The 15,458-nt window shown below is 62.4% G+C and carries 16 protein-coding genes, 1 tRNA gene and 1 pseudogene; 12 read left to right on the top strand and 6 right to left on the bottom strand.

Annotated elements, in window-relative coordinates; genetic code table 11:
- Nucleotide 1: 1 nt before the first annotated feature.
- A complete protein-coding gene (locus ABIE40_RS01035) occupies nucleotides 2–748 on the bottom strand; it encodes a type 1 glutamine amidotransferase (RefSeq protein WP_199625956.1) in 747 nt (248 codons plus the stop codon).
- 119 nt (nucleotides 749–867) lie between these two features.
- On the opposite strand from ABIE40_RS01035, the gene ABIE40_RS01030 reads away from it, so the two are divergent.
- A complete protein-coding gene (locus ABIE40_RS01030) occupies nucleotides 868–1,161 on the top strand; it encodes an Rdx family protein (RefSeq protein ID WP_112713991.1) in 294 nt (97 codons plus the stop codon).
- A 3-nt stretch (nucleotides 1,162–1,164) separates the two neighbouring features.
- On the opposite strand, the gene ABIE40_RS01025 is transcribed toward ABIE40_RS01030, so the two are convergent.
- On the bottom strand, nucleotides 1,165–1,587 hold the full coding sequence (locus ABIE40_RS01025; protein ID WP_199625955.1) for a BA14K family protein: 423 nt from the start codon (nucleotides 1,585–1,587) through the stop codon (nucleotides 1,165–1,167).
- 193 nt (nucleotides 1,588–1,780) lie between these two features.
- Between ABIE40_RS01025 and ABIE40_RS01020 the strand changes: the two genes are divergently transcribed.
- Nucleotides 1,781–1,867 (top strand) — tRNA-Leu (locus ABIE40_RS01020).
- 66 nt (nucleotides 1,868–1,933) lie between these two features.
- On the opposite strand, the gene ABIE40_RS01015 is transcribed toward ABIE40_RS01020, so the two are convergent.
- Complete coding sequence (locus ABIE40_RS01015) at nucleotides 1,934–2,569, bottom strand: NrsF family protein (protein ID WP_199625954.1); 636 nt, start codon at nucleotides 2,567–2,569, stop codon at nucleotides 1,934–1,936.
- A complete protein-coding gene (locus ABIE40_RS01010) occupies nucleotides 2,556–3,122 on the bottom strand; it encodes a sigma-70 family RNA polymerase sigma factor (RefSeq protein ID WP_199625953.1) in 567 nt (188 codons plus the stop codon). Before ABIE40_RS01010 ends, ABIE40_RS01015 begins: the two co-directional genes overlap by 14 nt.
- Before the next feature lie 227 nt (nucleotides 3,123–3,349).
- Between ABIE40_RS01010 and ABIE40_RS01005 the strand changes: the two genes are divergently transcribed.
- The 5 genes and pseudogenes from ABIE40_RS01005 to ABIE40_RS00985 all read left to right on the top strand — a co-directional run bounded on the left by ABIE40_RS01005 (nucleotide 3,350) and on the right by ABIE40_RS00985 (nucleotide 6,127).
- On the top strand, nucleotides 3,350–3,619 hold the full coding sequence (locus tag ABIE40_RS01005; protein ID WP_112713999.1) for a BufA1 family periplasmic bufferin-type metallophore: 270 nt from the start codon (nucleotides 3,350–3,352) through the stop codon (nucleotides 3,617–3,619).
- A gap of 44 nt (nucleotides 3,620–3,663) precedes the next feature.
- A pseudogene (locus ABIE40_RS01000) lies at nucleotides 3,664–3,939 on the top strand (BufA1 family periplasmic bufferin-type metallophore); the annotation flags it as partial.
- Between the two features lie 76 nt (nucleotides 3,940–4,015).
- Complete coding sequence (bufB, locus tag ABIE40_RS00995; RefSeq protein WP_199625952.1) at nucleotides 4,016–4,870, top strand: MNIO family bufferin maturase; 855 nt, start codon at nucleotides 4,016–4,018, stop codon at nucleotides 4,868–4,870.
- 8 nt (nucleotides 4,871–4,878) lie between these two features.
- The gene (locus tag ABIE40_RS00990) at nucleotides 4,879–5,652 is read left to right on the top strand and encodes an HvfC/BufC family peptide modification chaperone (protein WP_199625951.1); all 774 of its coding nucleotides are present in this window, start codon (nucleotides 4,879–4,881) and stop codon (nucleotides 5,650–5,652) included.
- Nucleotides 5,645–6,127 (top strand): DoxX family protein, encoded by a 483-nt coding sequence (locus tag ABIE40_RS00985; RefSeq protein ID WP_199625950.1) that lies wholly within the window; start codon nucleotides 5,645–5,647, stop codon nucleotides 6,125–6,127. The genes ABIE40_RS00990 and ABIE40_RS00985 overlap by 8 nt, the downstream gene beginning before the upstream one ends.
- Here the strand turns inward: ABIE40_RS00985 and ABIE40_RS00980 are convergent, their stop codons facing one another.
- Both ABIE40_RS00980 and ABIE40_RS00975 read right to left on the bottom strand, forming a co-directional pair.
- Nucleotides 6,128–6,460 (bottom strand): hypothetical protein, encoded by a 333-nt coding sequence (locus tag ABIE40_RS00980; RefSeq protein ID WP_199625949.1) that lies wholly within the window; start codon nucleotides 6,458–6,460, stop codon nucleotides 6,128–6,130. It lies immediately after the preceding gene.
- Between the two features lie 65 nt (nucleotides 6,461–6,525).
- A complete protein-coding gene (locus ABIE40_RS00975) occupies nucleotides 6,526–8,130 on the bottom strand; it encodes a GumC family protein (RefSeq protein ID WP_199625948.1) in 1,605 nt (534 codons plus the stop codon).
- Between the two features lie 126 nt (nucleotides 8,131–8,256).
- Between ABIE40_RS00975 and ABIE40_RS00970 the strand changes: the two genes are divergently transcribed.
- The 5 genes from ABIE40_RS00970 (at nucleotide 8,257) to ABIE40_RS00950 (ending at nucleotide 15,403) form a co-directional block, all read left to right on the top strand.
- Nucleotides 8,257–9,315: a glycoside hydrolase family 5 protein gene (locus ABIE40_RS00970; RefSeq protein ID WP_354540945.1), complete on the top strand. Its 1,059-nt coding sequence runs from the start codon at nucleotides 8,257–8,259 to the stop codon at nucleotides 9,313–9,315.
- A 5-nt stretch (nucleotides 9,316–9,320) separates the two neighbouring features.
- On the top strand, nucleotides 9,321–10,568 hold the full coding sequence (locus ABIE40_RS00965; RefSeq protein ID WP_199625946.1) for a hypothetical protein: 1,248 nt from the start codon (nucleotides 9,321–9,323) through the stop codon (nucleotides 10,566–10,568).
- A 211-nt stretch (nucleotides 10,569–10,779) separates the two neighbouring features.
- Nucleotides 10,780–11,664: a formyltetrahydrofolate deformylase gene (purU, locus tag ABIE40_RS00960; RefSeq protein ID WP_130279324.1), complete on the top strand. Its 885-nt coding sequence runs from the start codon at nucleotides 10,780–10,782 to the stop codon at nucleotides 11,662–11,664.
- A gap of 95 nt (nucleotides 11,665–11,759) precedes the next feature.
- Nucleotides 11,760–14,687 carry an aminotransferase gene (locus tag ABIE40_RS00955; RefSeq protein WP_199625945.1) on the top strand — a complete coding sequence of 976 codons (2,928 nt, stop codon included), beginning with the start codon at nucleotides 11,760–11,762 and terminating at the stop codon, nucleotides 14,685–14,687.
- A gap of 521 nt (nucleotides 14,688–15,208) precedes the next feature.
- Nucleotides 15,209–15,403, top strand: a complete 195-nt coding sequence (locus ABIE40_RS00950) for a hypothetical protein (protein ID WP_130279326.1) — start codon at nucleotides 15,209–15,211, stop codon at nucleotides 15,401–15,403.
- Nucleotides 15,404–15,458 lie beyond the last annotated feature (55 nt).

Genomic DNA, 15,458 nt, shown 5'->3' with positions numbered 1-15,458 from the left:
CTCAGGCGCTCAGGCGGCTATCGGCAGCATCCTGCGCCTCAACAGACGGCCTGATCGTGCGCACGAAGGCGCGGGCGAGCGCCAGGCCGGCACGATCGGCATCGGCAGAATATCTGGCCGATGTCTGCGGGAAACGCTCATGCCAGCCGGGCTCGAGCACCTCGGCTAACTCGCGAAACTCGACATTCCAGCGATCGACAACCGACGAATCCGCCTCGAAATGAAACTGGGCGCCGTAGACGGCCCTGCCGATCCGGAAGCACTGGTTCGGGACCGCTTCCGTCGATGCCAGCCGCACGGAACCGGCGGGCAGCGTGAACGTGTCGGAATGCCACTCGAAAATCGGAAAAGCGTCTCCGAGATCCTCGAACAGGGGATCGGCCCGGCCTTCGCCGGTCACGTCGACAGGCTTCCAGCCGAATTCGCGGGTGCCGTTCAGGATGTTTTCTCCGCCATAGCCGCGCGCCAGAACCTGGCTGCCGAGGCAGATGCCGAGAACGGATTTTTCAGCGTCGCCGTAGCTTCGCATCAGGGCGGCAAGCGCCGGCAGGTAGGGATAGTCCGCGTCATCGACGGCGCTCTGTTCGCCGCCGAGCACGACGAGCGCATCATAGGCTTCCGGGCCGGCCGGCAGGGCGCCATCGCTCCACGGGCGGTACCAGTCGATCGCAGCGCCAGCCTCGGCAAGGGCAGTGCCCAGCGCGCCGATATGGGTGTTCGGCATGTTCTCGACGACGGCGACCCGCATCATTCTCTCCTCGATTCCATGGCCGAGTGTGACCATGCGGCGACCGGCTATGCAAGCGGCAAGATTGCGCGCTTCTGACGAAACTCCTAAACCGGAGCAAAGGCGAAAGGAAACTCCCCATGACCGAAAAGGCCCGCGTCACCATTCTCTACTGCACCCAGTGCAACTGGCTGCTGCGCGCCGGCTGGATGGCGCAGGAGCTGCTGCAGACCTTTACCGATAGCCTCGGCGAAGTGGCACTCATTCCCGGCACCGGCGGCAATTTCGAGATCCGCGTCAACGGCGACCTGATCTGGGAGCGCAAGCGCGACGGCGGGTTTCCGGGACCGAAGGAACTGAAGCAGCGCGTGCGCGACATCATCGAGCCCGGCCGCGATCTCGGCCATACCGACCGCGCCTCGCTGGAAAGCTGAGGTTCAGTCGAAGGGCGAATTGCAGGTGCGGTAGATGCCCTGATAGGTGACGAAGCGATCGGTTCTCGGATTATAGGTCCGGTACTGATTGCGGCACCACTCGACATGCATGCGCGGATCCTTGGCGGCGGGGCGCAAGGTGCGAATCGGCGGCGGATCATAGGTGAGCTGCGGACGCGCCTGCGTCCTCGGCTGATAATAGGTCGGCCCCCTCGCCGTCGGCGGCCGGTAATTCGGCTGCACATAGGCCGGGCGGTGCCATTGCCGCGGCCCGAAGCCGAAGCAGCCGCGATAATCGCAATAGGTCGACTGCGTATTGACGACCGGGCCTCGCCCCGACAGCTGACCGAATGCCGGCTCTGCCTTGGCAGCAAGCGGCATGAGGAGGGCGATGGCGGCGATCACGGCACTGCGCAAAGCGGACATGGATGATTCCTTTCCCATCACTTTTATATAGGCAACACGCGCTCCAAGAAAATCCAGGTGCCGAAAAACTGGCAATCAGTTCGCCGTGAATGCGGTTCTGCGGGGATCGTCACAATCTTTTTTGCCGACTGTCAGGAAAACTTCAAAAAGCCAGTTGACAGTCGGAGGCCACCCCCGTACATGGCTCTCCGTCGCCCAGATGGCGGAATTGGTAGACGCGCCAGCTTCAGGTGCTGGTACCCGAAAGGGTGTGGAGGTTCGAGTCCTCTTCTGGGCACCATTCCCATTGAAAATTAGCAGCTTAAGCCGGTACCAACGGCTTTTTCAGTCTGCTATTTTCTCCTCCTCACCACCGCAGATATCGTGATCCAATGATAGCGCCGAGTGCCGTTACGGCGGCGGTGGCGGTCGTGTACCAGGCCGCCAGGAAAAGCGGGCTGTCGTCGGGGCAATGCCAGGCGTAGAGCGCTGCGGCAAGGCCGGCCGAGGCGAGACCTGCGACGGCGCCGCCGAGGGTGGGGTTCTCAGGTGCGGCATTCTTCAGCGCCCATAGAAAGCCTGCGAGCGGGGCCAGTGACAATACCGGGATGAAGAAGACGCAGAAGGCGGCGTTGCGGCCAAGCAGCGCTGCGCGCCAGGCGTCTTCCGGAATGGCCGTCAGTTCCGTTGCGACGCCGGCGATCACCAGTGCCAGCGGCAGCAGCAGAGCCAGGGACGCAAGCTTCAAGGGAACGCCGGGGCGGCCGATGCGGAAGACGAGGCCGCAGGCGGTGACTGCGAGCGTCAGCGTGGTGACGATCTTGAAGAGCACGCGGGCGGTTTCGATTGCCGTTCCCATGTCGCGGCGGATGCCGATGGTGGAGAGCAGCAGAACCGCCGAGATGACGACGCCCGCCACGAGCGCGCGGCTGAGCAGCGGACCGAGGCGGGATCGCACCGGCGCATCGGCGGCAAGCATGCTGATCAGGTCATCCGTCTTCACGCGTCTCACTCCGGTATAGGGCCGCCAGCGCCTTCAGCGCCCGGTGCAGGGAAACACGCACCGCACCCTCTGTCATCTTCAGCCTCTCGGCCGTCTCGCGGATGCCCGCCCCCTCGATCGAAATCGAGCGGACGATATCGCGCTGCGGGTCTTTCAGCCGCTCCAGCATATGTTCGGCATCGAGCCGGTCGAGATTGCCCGCCTGCTCTTCCGCCTCAAGCGTTGCCATCACGTCGTCGATCGGCACGTCGATATGGCGGCCGCGGCGGCGCAGGCTGTCGATCAGCTTGTTGCGCACGATCGTCGACAGCCACGGGCCGATCGGGCGTGCCGGATCCCACGTGCCGCGCTTCAGATGCACTGCAAGCAGGACTTCCTGCACAACATCTTCCGCCTCGCTCGCCGGCGCGCCGAACTGATCGCAGCGGCGGCGCGCCATGGCGCGCAGGTGCGGTGTCACGGCGGAAAGGAAGCGATGATAGGCCTGCGTATCGCCATCCATGGCGCTGCGCATCCAGCCTGCCCATTCCTCTTCACGCGCCGAATGTTTCACCCGACATAATCCTCTACGGAGGGCCACACGTTTTTGTTACCGCCCGGGCAGAAATATTTCAGACAGGCCTCACACGCCTTTGTTTTCAGGCTTTTCGCTTGCCATCGCGTAAACGGCAAGGGCGCGTCCCGTAAAAAAATCGTGGGAGCCGTGTAACAACGGCTGCCACGCCTCCGTAGCCCTCAGTGCAAGCCAATCACGGCTCGCCATTCTACGGAGATGAAACAATGAAGAACAGCATCGTTACGCTCGCACTGGCAGGCTCCATCGCTTCGGCGCTCGCAACCATCGCAGCCCCCGCTGCCTCGGCCGCCGACAACAAGGAGAAGTGCTACGGCGTTGCCCTCAAGGGGCAGAACGATTGCGCCGCCGGCAAGCACGATTGCGCCGGCAAGTCGACCGTCAGCTACGACAAGATGTCCTTCAAGCTGGTCCCGGCCGGCACCTGCACGTCGATGAAGACGCCGAAGGGCCACGGCATGCTGACGCCGGCCTGATCGGCCCCACCGCCCCCAGAAACCAAGAGATACCGGAGAAGACCATGACCAAACTCCCCGCCACCGTCTTTGCAGCCTCGGTCGCCACCGCGCTGACGCTGATCGGCAGCGTCCAGACCGCCTCGGCCCAGGATGCCGCCAAGGAGAAGTGCTACGGCATCGCGCTCAAGGGGCAGAACGATTGCGCTGCCGGCCCCGGCACGACCTGCGCCGGCACGGCGAAGATCGACTACCAGAAGAACGCCTGGAAGCTCGTTCCGGCCGGAACCTGCACGTCGATGAAGACGCCCGATGGCACCGGCTCGCTGACGCAGGGCCCCGGCTCCGGCCTGATCCGATTGCAGACAGCAGGCGGCGCCGAAACGGCGCCGCCCACCCAACTTCAGGAGAGACAGGATGAAACCCTCCGCATTGCCCAGCCGTCCCGGCATCGGTTTCAAGCCCGAACATTTCGCCAGCATCATCGCAGCACCCCAGCCCCTCGGCTTCTTCGAAGTGCATGCCGAGAACTATATGGGCGCAGGCGGTCCGCCGCATGCGCAGCTCGGCAAGCTGCGCGAGGACTATGCATTGTCGATCCATGGCGTCGGCCTGTCGATCGGCTCGATGCAGCCGCTCGATCAGGAGCATCTGCAGCGGCTGAAGACCGTCTGCGATCGTTATGAGCCGGAGAGCTTTTCAGAGCATCTTGCCTGGTCGACGCATGACACGGTATTCCTCAACGACCTCCTGCCCCTGCCCTACACATCCGAAACGCTTTCGCGCGTTGCGGATCATATCGACCAGGTGCAGGACACGCTGAAGCGGCAGATGCTGCTCGAGAATCCGGCGACCTATGTTCTGTTCGAGGAGAGCACGCTCGAAGAGACCGAATTTCTGGCGGAGATCGTCAGGCAGACCGGATGCGGGCTGCTGCTCGACGTCAACAACGTCTTCGTCGCGTCCACCAATCACAACATGAACCCGCGCGACTATCTCTCCCGCTTCCCGGTGCAATGGGTGCGCGAGATCCATCTCAGCGGTCATTCGGAAACGACGGATGACGAAGGTGCGCCACTGTTGATCGATTCGCACGACACGCCGGTCAAGGACCCGGTGTGGGCGCTCTACGAAGAACTGATTGCCCGGACAGGGCCGATCGCCAGCCTGATCGAATGGGACAACGACGTGCCGGAATGGCCGGTCCTGCGCTCCGAAGCTGAGGCCGCGGGAGCGATCCTCGATCGCGCCGCGCGGCTGCGGGCGGCCTGAGGCGTGTCATGGCTACCATCACACAAGAGCAATTCGCGGCGGCGCTGCGGGACAGTTCGCTGCCGGTTCCCGAAGGGATCGCCGCCTGGAATGCGGCACGCCCGCTGCGGCGGTTCGGCGTCTATCGCAACAATGTCGTCTCGGGGCTGATCGGCGCCGTCGCATCCCGCTTTCCGGTTGCCGAGAAGATCGTCGGTGAAGAGTTCTTCGCCGGCATGGCCTACGAGTTTATCTGTCAGCATCCGCCGCGCTCGCCGCTACTGCTTTCCTATGGCGACGGCTTCGCCGATTTCGTCGAAGCTTTCGAGCCGGCACGGGAAATCGCCTATCTCGCCGATGTCATCCGGCTGGAGGCGGCGCGCGGCATGGCCTATCACGCGGCAGATGCGGCACCGCTCGCCGCCGATCGTCTGGCGCTGTTCGAAGAAGGGCAGCTTGCGTCACTGGTGTTCACGCCGCACCCGTCCGCATCGATCCTCCGCTCCGTCCATCCAACGGTGACCATATGGGCGATGAATGCCGGCGAGATGGCCTTTGCGCCGATCGACGACTGGCACGGCGAGGGCGCGCTCGTCGTCAGGCCGCAGATGATCGTCGAGGTACACCGGCTGCCACCCGGGGGTGCTGCATTTCTCGAAGCATTGTTCAGCGGCTCGACGCTTGCTGCCGCCGCGGGCGCGGCCTTTGCGGCGGCGCCGGATTTCGACCTTTCCGCCAATCTTGCCGGAGCGCTGCAAGCCGGCGCCTTTTCGGACCTTTTGACAGGAGATGACCATGAATGAGGATATGACGCTTGCCACGCCCTCGGGCCGCGGCCTTGCCTATCGGGTCCACAGCCTGATGACGGCTTTCGGGATGATCCCGCACGATCTGATCGCGACGGTCGCCCGGCTTTCGATTGCCGCAGTGTTCTGGCAGTCGGGGCAGACGAAGGTGGATGGCTGGCAGGTCACCGACAATGCCGTCTATCTGTTCCAGACCGAGTACAAGCTGCCCTTCGTCGATCCGTGGCTGGCGGCGCATCTGGCGGCCTTTGCCGAGCACTTCTTTCCGCTCTTGCTGGTCATCGGTCTCGCCAGCCGGCTTTCTGCGCTGGCGCTGCTCGGCATGACGCTGGTGATCGAGATCTTCGTCTATCCGGATGCATGGCCCACCCATGGCACATGGGCTGTCTGCTTTCTGGTAATCATCGCCGGCGGGCCGGGGCGGCTTTCACTCGATCATCTGATTGCGCGCTATTTTGCACGCAGCGCCTGATCAGCGCACCGGCTGATAGTGGCCACGCAGGGGAACCTGCGTGCCCTGGCTGATCTGGCCATCGCGATCGCAGACATAGACGATCGTCGGCATGCCGCCGGAACGGAAGATCCAGTCACCGTCGCGACGCACATGGCCGGTCTCGGTGTGGCAGGCATATTGCTCTTCGTCCTTCTTGTCAGGCTGCGCCTTGACGCCGGGAAGATCGGTATAGGGATAGAGCGGCTGAACATCGGCCTTGCCCGCGCGCGCCCAATCGGTCGCCGAGGCCTGCAGCGGCAGAATGGCCGCAAAGGCGAAGGCGGCAATCACGATCGACGGCAGGATGCGCATGTTCATTTCTCCCGGCATTGAGCCATGGAACCTGTCTTCTGATGTAGGATGAAGACGGGGCCGCATCAAGCGCGGCGGAAATATCCGCGGATGACAGGATGGGCGAAGAGTGCCGCCAGGATGGCAAGTGCTGCACCCAGCGCGAAACCGCCGAAAAGCCCGCCGATCAGGCCCGCGATCATCAGCGTCTTCTTGCCGGGACCATCCGGCTTTACCGGCGGCTCCGCCTGCGAGATCACGCGAATATTACTCTGCGGCAGGTTCTGTTCTTCGGCCGTCTGGCTGGAGCGCTTCAGCAGCGTCTCGTAGATGTTGCGAACGGCGGTCGCCTTGCGCTGCAGCTCGTTGAGCTCGACCTGCTTGTCGGAAGCTGTCGCCTGCAGCGCTTTCTGGATATTCAGTTCCTTGGAGACGGCGTCTTCCGCCTTCTTCGCCTGGTCGTACTCGGTCTTCGCCGAGGTCACCATGCGCTGCAGTTCGCCCTTGATCTCGTCCTGGATGCTCTGCAGCGAGGAGCGGGCGGCCTGGAGGCGCGGATGACGGGCACCCATCTGACTTTCTAGGCTGCCGACGATGGCCGCCTGCGTCGCATACTGCTGGCGCAGGCTGGCGAGAGCCGAATTGACGGAGGAAGCGCCGCTGTCGTTCGGGCCGCTGGCGACGATCGCTTCGAAGCTCATGTTCTGGGCGGCATCGGCGCGGGCCTTAGCCTGGATCGTCTTGTCCTGTGCCGTCACGAGCAGCGTATTGAGGGAGGCGAGGCGCTGGTCGGAGATCAGCTTGCCGTCGGTCTCCGACATGTCGTTGTCGGCGCGGAAGGTCTCGACCGCCTGTTCCGCATCCTGCACCTGCTTGCGCAGGTCGGTCAGGCGGGTGTCGAGCGTTGCGGTGGTGTTCTCGTAAAGACCGGTCGAGGCGCTGCTTTCCTCCTGCATGAAGGAGGCGACGACCTGGTTGGCCAGTCTGGCGGACTTTTCGGGGTCGTGGGTCACGGCTGTCAGCGACACGACATAGGTGCCGGTCTGGCGGGCGATGGTCAGCGACTTCTGCAGCGCGGTGATGACGGCCGCGTCATCGGTACGGCCGCCGTTGAAATCCGGGTCCTGATTGAGCTTCAGCGTATCGGCGACGCGCTTCAGGACGTTGCCGGAGGTCAGGATCTGCACCTGGCTGTCGATCATCGAGGAGATCATCTCCGGCGAGATCGTCGATTGCTGGGCGGCCGGATCAGCCAGGCCGATCTGCCGCGGATCGAAATAGAGGCTCGTCGTCGCCGTGAATTTCTGCGGCAGCATCGGCAGGACCGCCGCGCCGGCAACCGCGCCGAGGACGGCCAGACCGGCGATCATCAGCTTGCGGTTCCAGATCGCGAAGATCGCCGAGCGCACGTCAAGCAGCGGCTCGTCGGCTGTGATGACAGCAACTGGTGCGGCTTCGACCCGAGGGGCTGCGGCAACCGGTTCGGTCACGGGCGGCAGCGGCGGTGGGGCAGCGGGCTCTTCGTGGCGGATCTGCGGTTCGGGAGCGGGTGGTGGTGGCGGTGCCTTGGCAAAGTCGGACGGGCGCAGGACGGGGGAACGCGGGCGCGCGGCCTCAGGCGCGGTCTGCGCAGGCTCGTAGCTTCGCCAGCCCGGCAAGCGGCTTACCCTGTTCCTGTCGAATTGGCTCATCAGCGCTCTCGTCACCCGCCGGCAGAGTGCAGCGAGGGTAGGCGAATTTTAGAAATCCTTAGCTAACGGACCGTTAAGATGGAGGCACCGATATTAGCCGCCGCTGCTGAAACCACGGGAAAGCAATTGAGAGCCTCATCCTCCAAATGGCGCCGCCTGCTGACGATCGCCGCGACACTGCTGCCCTTGCAGGCGCATGCGGCCGGCGCTGCGGGACCCTGCCTTCGCGGCATCAACCTTTCCGGCGCCGAGTTCGGCGAGCCGGGCGGCACCGTCTTCAAGGACTATGCCTATCCTTCCGAGGAGACGATTGCCTATTTCCAGAAGAAGGGCATGAATACCGTTCGCCTGCCCTTCCAATGGGAACGGCTGCAGCCGGAGCTCGGGCAATCGCTGAACGAGGACGAGTTGCAGCGGCTGAAGGATACGGTCGCCCTGCTGCGCAAACACAAGATGACGATCATCCTCGATCCGCATAACTACGCCTATTACAAGAAGGTGCAGATCGGCACGGCGCCGGTGACGACGCTTGCCTTTGCGGATTTCTGGACGCGGCTTGCGGCCGAGTTCTCGGACCAGCCGGATGTCGTCTTTGGCCTGATGAACGAACCGCACGATATCTCGGCCAAGAAATGGCTGGAGGCGGCCAATACCGCGATCCGCGGCATCCGTGCCGTCGGCGCCAACAACTATATCCTCGTACCCGGCACGCGCTGGACCGGCGCGCATTCCTGGCAGAGCGGCGATGACGACGCCAACGGCACGGTCATGCTCGGCATCAAGGATGCCCGCAAGAATTTCGGCTACGAGGTTCACCAATATTTCGACAGCGATTACTCCGGCACCAAGGACGAATGCTCTGGCAACGACAAGGCCAAGCAGGCGATCCTCGATATGTCGGACTGGGCGCGGAAGAACGATACCAAGCTGCTGCTCGGCGAATTCGGCGTGTCGCAGGCACCCGAATGCGTCGCGGGCCTGAAAGACGTGCTCGGCGCGATGCAGGACAATGGCGACGTCTGGCTGGGCTGGACCTATTGGGTTGCCGGAGACTGGTGGCCGGAGACTGAACCGCTGAACGTCCAGCCGCATGACGGCAAGGACCGCAAGCAGCTGGCCGCGCTACAGGCCGCCGCCAAGGCACCGGCGCCCGACAAGACCGCCTGCCGGCTGATGGCGGAGTGACCGCTATGAGCGAGGCTGGCATTGCACCGAAGGAGCCGATCCAGTGGGGCATTCTTGCCGCTGGCGTGCTTGCGGTGACCTACAATGCCATTCTCGCCTTCATCAATCACAACATCATGCCGCTCTCGCCCGCCTATGTGGTGATGAGCGAAATGCTGATCCTCGCCTACAGCTTCGCCTTCATCCTGCGCAAAGGCATATTCGAAGAGGACCTTGCGCCGCTCGGCTATCTGCTGGCGACGATCCTGCTGACGGTCTACGTCATGGTGATCAACCGGTCCGGCTATATCGACCATCTGCGCAACATCCTGATCGTCTTCGCCTTCGTCGTCATGGGGCGCTGGACGAACGAACGGACCTTGAAGCTCGTGTTCAAGATCTGCTGCATCGCCGTGCTTTCGGTGCTGATCTGCGAGATCGTTTCGGTCACCGCCTATGTGGCCCTGTTCCATCCGGCCGAATATTTCGAGAATACGCGCGGCGTGCCGCGGGCGACCTATAGCGACCTAGGCCTGTTCCGCGGCGCGCTCGGCTTTCCTGACCGCTTCTCCTTCGGGATCATCGACCACCGTTCCTCCTCGATCTTCCTCGAACAGGTGTCGCTGGCGAATTTCTGCGGCGTGATGGTGATCTATCTCGTCAGTTTCTCCAACCGCTTGAGGCTTGGCGACCGGTTGATCTTCATCGCGACGGTTGTGCTGATCCTGCTCACCAACGACACGCGCACGATGCTGATCTTCAGCATCGTCTGCCTCGGCGGCTATGTCATCTATCCCTGGCTGCCGAAGATCCTCGATTTCCTGATGATGCCGGGGATCATCGCCATCGGCTTCATCATCCACGCCTTCAAGCCGAATGCCCACGACGACGATTTCGTCGGCCGTATCAGTGGTACGATCCGTAGCATCAACGCGATGGATATCCCGGCGACGCTCGGTCTCGAGCTCGAAAAGGGGCTGGGCTATGTCGATAGCGGCTATGTCTTCATCACCTACAGCGCGACGATCTTCGGTCTGATCCTGTTCTGGCTATTCGTGTCTTTCTTCCCGGCCGGCCAGACGCCTAACCAGAAGCGGCTCTGCCACTCGCTGTCACTCTTCATGTTCTTGAACCTGATGATCGGCTCGACCGCGATCTTCTCGATGAAGACGGCCGGGCTTGCCTGGCTGCTCGTCGGCTTCCTGAAGGTCAATGAGGGAAAGCAGCGCGCTGCATCTCCTATTTCCGTTCCGGTGGCTGCCGCAGCCCGGTAGCTGCGCGGCGGGGATATGCGACGGCGCAGGCGGAACGGACTTTCCCTAAGGCTAGCGTCATTTATATGAGCATCGACAGGATGCGGGGCCTTGCAAGCGCTTGATGGCTTCCCTTGCAAAATGTTGCACGAATGAAAGAGCCGCGGCCTGTTCGGCGGGCGGCGTTTGATCTAAGCAGCCTGCCGGCAAAGCCGTGAGAGGGAAGACGGACATGACCAATTATGTTTTGACTGTAACGTGCAAATCAACGCGCGGGATCGTGGCGGCAATTTCCAACTATCTTGCCGAGCAGGGCTGCAACATCGTCGACTCCAGCCAGTTCGACGACCTCGACACGGGCAAGTTCTTCACCCGCGTCAGCTTCATCTCAGAGGAGGGCGTGAAGCTGCCGGCACTCGTCGAAGGCTTCAAGCCGATCGCCGAGAAATTCGAGATGGACGCCGAGATCCATGACGGCCAGAGCCGCATGAAGGTGCTGCTGATGGTGTCGCGCTTCGGCCATTGTCTGAACGACCTGCTCTACCGCTGGAAGATCGGCGCGCTGCCGATCGACATCGTTGGCGTCGTCTCCAACCATTTCGAATACCAGAAGGTCGTCGTGAACCACGACATCCCCTTCCACCACATCAAGGTGACGAAGGAAAACAAGCCGCAGGCGGAAGGCCAGCTTCTCGATCTCGTCGAGCAGACCGGCACCGAGCTCATCGTGCTCGCCCGCTACATGCAGGTTCTCTCGGATGCGATGTGCCGGAAGATGTCTGGCAAGATCATCAACATTCACCACTCGTTCCTGCCGAGCTTCAAGGGCGCCAACCCCTACAAGCAGGCCTACGAGCGCGGCGTGAAGCTGATCGGCGCGACGGCGCATTACGTCACTGCCGATCTCGACGAAGGCCCGATCATCGAGCAGGACACCGCCCGCATCACCCACGCGCAGTCGGCAGACGACTATGTCTCGATCGGCCGCGATGTCGAAAGCCAGGTTCTGGCACGGGCGATCCACGCCCATATTCACCACCGCGTCTTCCTGAACGGCAACCGTACGGTGGTGTTCCCGGCGAGCCCGGGCTCCTATGCATCCGAACGTATGGGCTGATTGCGCCCGAAAGGCGTGTTGCCATACGCTTGCCCATAGCATGCATTCGATTATCTGCTTAGTGTGAATAATCGAATCATGCCCTGGGGGATGCGATGACCGATGAAGCGCTCACCGATCGTATGGAACTGCCGCGACCGGACGTGACACCGGAAGAAGCCTTAAGCATCCTGGAAACCCACTATGGCTTGTCGGGCACGATCAGCGAGCTCGGCAGTCAGCAGGATCGCAATTACCGGCTCGATACCGGCAACGGCCGCTTCGTCCTGAAGATCTGCCACATGGCCTACGAGACACTCGAGCTCGAGGCGCAGAACGCGGCGATCCACCATCTCAATACGATCGAAGGCGCGCCGCGCGTTCCGCATCTGCTGACGTCGACCGATGGGCAGGCGATCGTCGCCGTCACCGTACGCGACCAGACCTATCAGGTGCGTGTTCTCGAATATCTCGAAGGCGAAAGCCTGACGCATCGCAAGCATCTGCCGAAAAGCACGGTGGCAGCACTTGGCGCGCTCTGCGCCCGGCTGGCAAAGGCGCTGGCCGACTTCGAACATCCGGGCCTCGAGCGCAGCCTGCAATGGGACCTGCGCCGCGCCGGCCCCGTCGCCGTTCAACTGCTGTCGGCGATCACCGATAGTGCCGCCCGCGACCGTATAGCCAAGACGATGGTGCTGGCCGTGCGCCGCATCCAGCCACTTGCCTCGTCGCTTCGCGTTCAGGCCGTGCATCACGACGTCACCGACGACAATGTCGTCAGCCTGCCGGACGCGCATGGGCGGCTGACCCCGGATGGCGTCATCGATTTCGGCGACATCATCCGCGGCTGGCTGGTCGGCGATCTCGCGGTCACCTGTGCCTCGCTGCTGCATCATGCCGATGGCGATCCGCTCTATATCCTGCCGGCGATCAAGGCCTATCAGGAGACCTATCCGCTGACACCGGAAGAGCTGAAGGCGCTGTGGCCGCTGATCGTCGCCCGCGCCGTGATCCTGGTTGCTAGCGGCGAGCAGCAGATTTCGATCGATCCTGAGAACGATTACGCGCGCAACAATCTGGAGCATGAGCGCATCATCTTCGACACCGCGATGTCCGTGCCCTTCGAGCTCATGGAAGCGGCGATCCAGAAGATCGGCGGCATCGAGCAACCGCTACCGCAGAATTCGGGCTGGCAGGCGCTATTGCCCGAGATCAATACAGCCGACATCGCCTATCTCGATCTCGGCGTTCAGAGCCGCCATTTCGCCGGCGGCAACTGGCTGAATTCCGAGATGGACTGGCGCCTGCTTGCCCGCGTCGCCAATGACAGCGGCGTTGCCGCAACACGCTACGGCGAATACCGGCTGTCGCGCGCCAGCACGCTGAGCGCCAAGCCGCATTCGACCTTCGCTCTGCATAGCGACATCTGCCTTTCCGGCGGCAATCCAGTCGCCGCGCCTTTTGCCGGCCGCATCGATTTCAGGAACCATCATCTGGTGCTGATCGGCGACGGCATCAGCCTGCATCTCGACGGTATCGAACCATCGGTCGAGGATGGCACTGAGGTCGAGGCGGGCCAGACGATCGGCACGGTTTCCGGCGACAGCAATTCGCTCGGCGGGCTGCGAATCCAGCTTTGCACCATCAACGGCCTGGAGCCGCCGCTCTTTGCGACGGCACACGATGCCGACGCATGGTCGGCGATCTGCCCCTCGCCCTCGCTCCTGCTTGGCGACAACTGCAATGCCCCAAGGCCCGATACGGCGGCGCTGCTGACGCGGCGCAAGGCGCATTTCGCCAAGCCGCAGAAGAACTACTATGACGCTCCGCCGCAGATGGAACGCGGCTGGAAGGAGCATATGTACGATGTCGAGGGCCGCGCCTATCTCGACATGGTCAACAATGTCAGCATCCTCGGCCACGGCCATACCCAACTTGCCGATGCGATCGCCGACCAGTGGCTGAAGCTCAACACCAATTCGCGTTTCCATTATGGGGCGCTGGCCGAGTTTTCCGAACGGCTGGCGGCACTCGCCCCTGAGGGCCTCGACCGGGTGTTTCTGGTCAATAGCGGTTCCGAGGCCAATGACCTCGCACTGCGGCTGGCCTGGGCGCATAGCGGCGCTCACAACATGCTTTGCCTGCTTGAAGGCTATCATGGCTGGTCGGTGGCGAGCGACGCCGTCTCCACCTCGATCGCCGACAATCCGCAGGCGCTCTCGACCCGCCCAGCCTGGGTGCACCCTCTCTCGGCGCCGAACACCTATCGCGGCGAATTCCGCGGCTCCGAAAGCGCCAGCGACTATCTGGCCGGTGCCATTCCCGTACTGCAGGCGATCGACAATAGCGGCCAGGGACTGGCCGGCGTGATCGCCGAGCCGGTCTATGGCAATGCCGGCGGCATTCCGCTGCCGGACGGCTATCTGGCCGGTCTCTATGCCGAAGTGCGCGCCCGCGGCGGCGTCTGCATCGCCGACGAAGTGCAGGTCGGCTATGGCCGGCTCGGCCATCATTTCTGGGGCTTCGAGCAGCAGGGCGTCGTGCCGGATATCATCACCATCGCCAAGAGCATGGGCAACGGCCACCCGCTCGGCGCCGTCATCACCAGCCAGGCGATTGCCGATTCGCTGGAACGCGAGGGCTATTTCTTCTCGTCATCCGGCGGCAGCCCGGTCAGCTGCGTTGCCGGCATGACGGTGCTCGATATCCTGCGGGAGGAAAACCTGCAGGAGAACGCTCGCCAGGTCGGCGACCACCTGAAGGGACGGCTGGCAGCGCTGATCGAAAAATTCCCGATTGCCGGGGCGGTTCACGGCATGGGCCTCTATCTCGGCCTCGAATTCGTGCGCGACAGAACGACGCTGGAGCCGGCCACCGGCGAGACGGCGGCGATCTGCGAGCGGCTGCTCGATCTCGGTGTGCTCATGCAGCCGACAGGCGATCACCTCAACGTGTTGAAGATCAAACCGCCGCTCTGCCTGACGATCGAGAGTGCCGACTTCTTCGCAGACATGCTGGAAAAGGTGCTTTCCGAGGGCTGGTGAGGCATCACTCGCGCCATTAACGAATTGGGTGATTTCGCGGCCTACCGCTTTTTAATGAATTGCCCCATTGCCGGAATCAGGCACGCTTCCTATGTCTGCTGCGGTGATCGAAACGAGTTCTCGACCGTCACGCGAATTGCACAAAGTCTTGATATGTTCTTTCTGCAAGTTTGGGTAAGATGGAATGAAATTTTTCCGATCGCCGATATTTTGACACGTTTCGGAATATGTTTCTGACTGATTATCGCCTATTCTCTACTACATTAGTAGATTAATAGAGATAGTTATCGCCGGTCCCGGCTCTACGGGACCACCACGAGTGCAACGCCAACGCAAGGAACGAGACATGATTGAAATCGATATTCTCGCCTATCTCCTTGGGCGCTCTGTGCTCGGCAATGACCGTCCGGGCGCCCTCTCCCGCCCGAACTGTCGAATGTGACGTTCGTCCCCCCTCTCAACGGTACAAGACAAGTCAATTCGCCATCGCTCGCGCAGTCCGCGCGGCAGGAGTTCTACGCATGAAAAAGCAAGTTATCGAATATGCAGGCGTTCCCGTCGGGATCGTCATTCCGGATGAAGACCGGCTGAAGTTCATCGCCGTGAAGTTTCACGTTCACGACCTCGATGAGCAGCGTTTCCGTTCTCCCGACGAGGTGAGGGTCGCTATCCACGACCTGATGACCCGCCGCCATCCGAAGCCGCTTCATGCCTGATTGCAGGCACAGGCTTTCCCGCTTCATTTCAACCGAAGTTTTCTGACCGGCCCCC

Source organism: Rhizobium sp. OAE497 (assembly GCF_040546565.1).
Taxonomy (GTDB): Bacteria; Pseudomonadota; Alphaproteobacteria; order Rhizobiales; family Rhizobiaceae; genus Rhizobium.
This window is presented reverse-complemented; position numbering and strand designations above follow the sequence as displayed.

Bases quoted from the DNA above. Each gene is read 5' to 3' on its own strand.
- ABIE40_RS01035 (WP_199625956.1), bottom strand. From the start codon at position 748: ATGCGGGTCGCCGTCGTCGAGAACATGCCGAACACCCATATCGGCGCG.
- ABIE40_RS01030 (WP_112713991.1), top strand. From the start codon at position 868: ATGACCGAAAAGGCCCGCGTCACCATTCTCTACTGCACCCAGTGCAAC.
- ABIE40_RS00975 (WP_199625948.1), bottom strand. From the start codon at position 8,130: ATGAGCCAATTCGACAGGAACAGGGTAAGCCGCTTGCCGGGCTGGCGA.
- ABIE40_RS00985 (WP_199625950.1), top strand. From the start codon at position 5,645: ATGAATGAGGATATGACGCTTGCCACGCCCTCGGGCCGCGGCCTTGCC.
- ABIE40_RS00980 (WP_199625949.1), bottom strand. From the start codon at position 6,460: ATGCGCATCCTGCCGTCGATCGTGATTGCCGCCTTCGCCTTTGCGGCC.
- ABIE40_RS00955 (WP_199625945.1), top strand. From the start codon at position 11,760: ATGACCGATGAAGCGCTCACCGATCGTATGGAACTGCCGCGACCGGAC.
- ABIE40_RS00950 (WP_130279326.1), top strand. From the start codon at position 15,209: ATGAAAAAGCAAGTTATCGAATATGCAGGCGTTCCCGTCGGGATCGTC.
- ABIE40_RS01025 (WP_199625955.1), bottom strand. From the start codon at position 1,587: ATGTCCGCTTTGCGCAGTGCCGTGATCGCCGCCATCGCCCTCCTCATG.
- bufB (WP_199625952.1), top strand. From the start codon at position 4,016: ATGAAACCCTCCGCATTGCCCAGCCGTCCCGGCATCGGTTTCAAGCCC.
- purU (WP_130279324.1), top strand. From the start codon at position 10,780: ATGACCAATTATGTTTTGACTGTAACGTGCAAATCAACGCGCGGGATC.
- ABIE40_RS00965 (WP_199625946.1), top strand. From the start codon at position 9,321: ATGAGCGAGGCTGGCATTGCACCGAAGGAGCCGATCCAGTGGGGCATT.
- ABIE40_RS01005 (WP_112713999.1), top strand. From the start codon at position 3,350: ATGAAGAACAGCATCGTTACGCTCGCACTGGCAGGCTCCATCGCTTCG.
- ABIE40_RS00990 (WP_199625951.1), top strand. From the start codon at position 4,879: ATGGCTACCATCACACAAGAGCAATTCGCGGCGGCGCTGCGGGACAGT.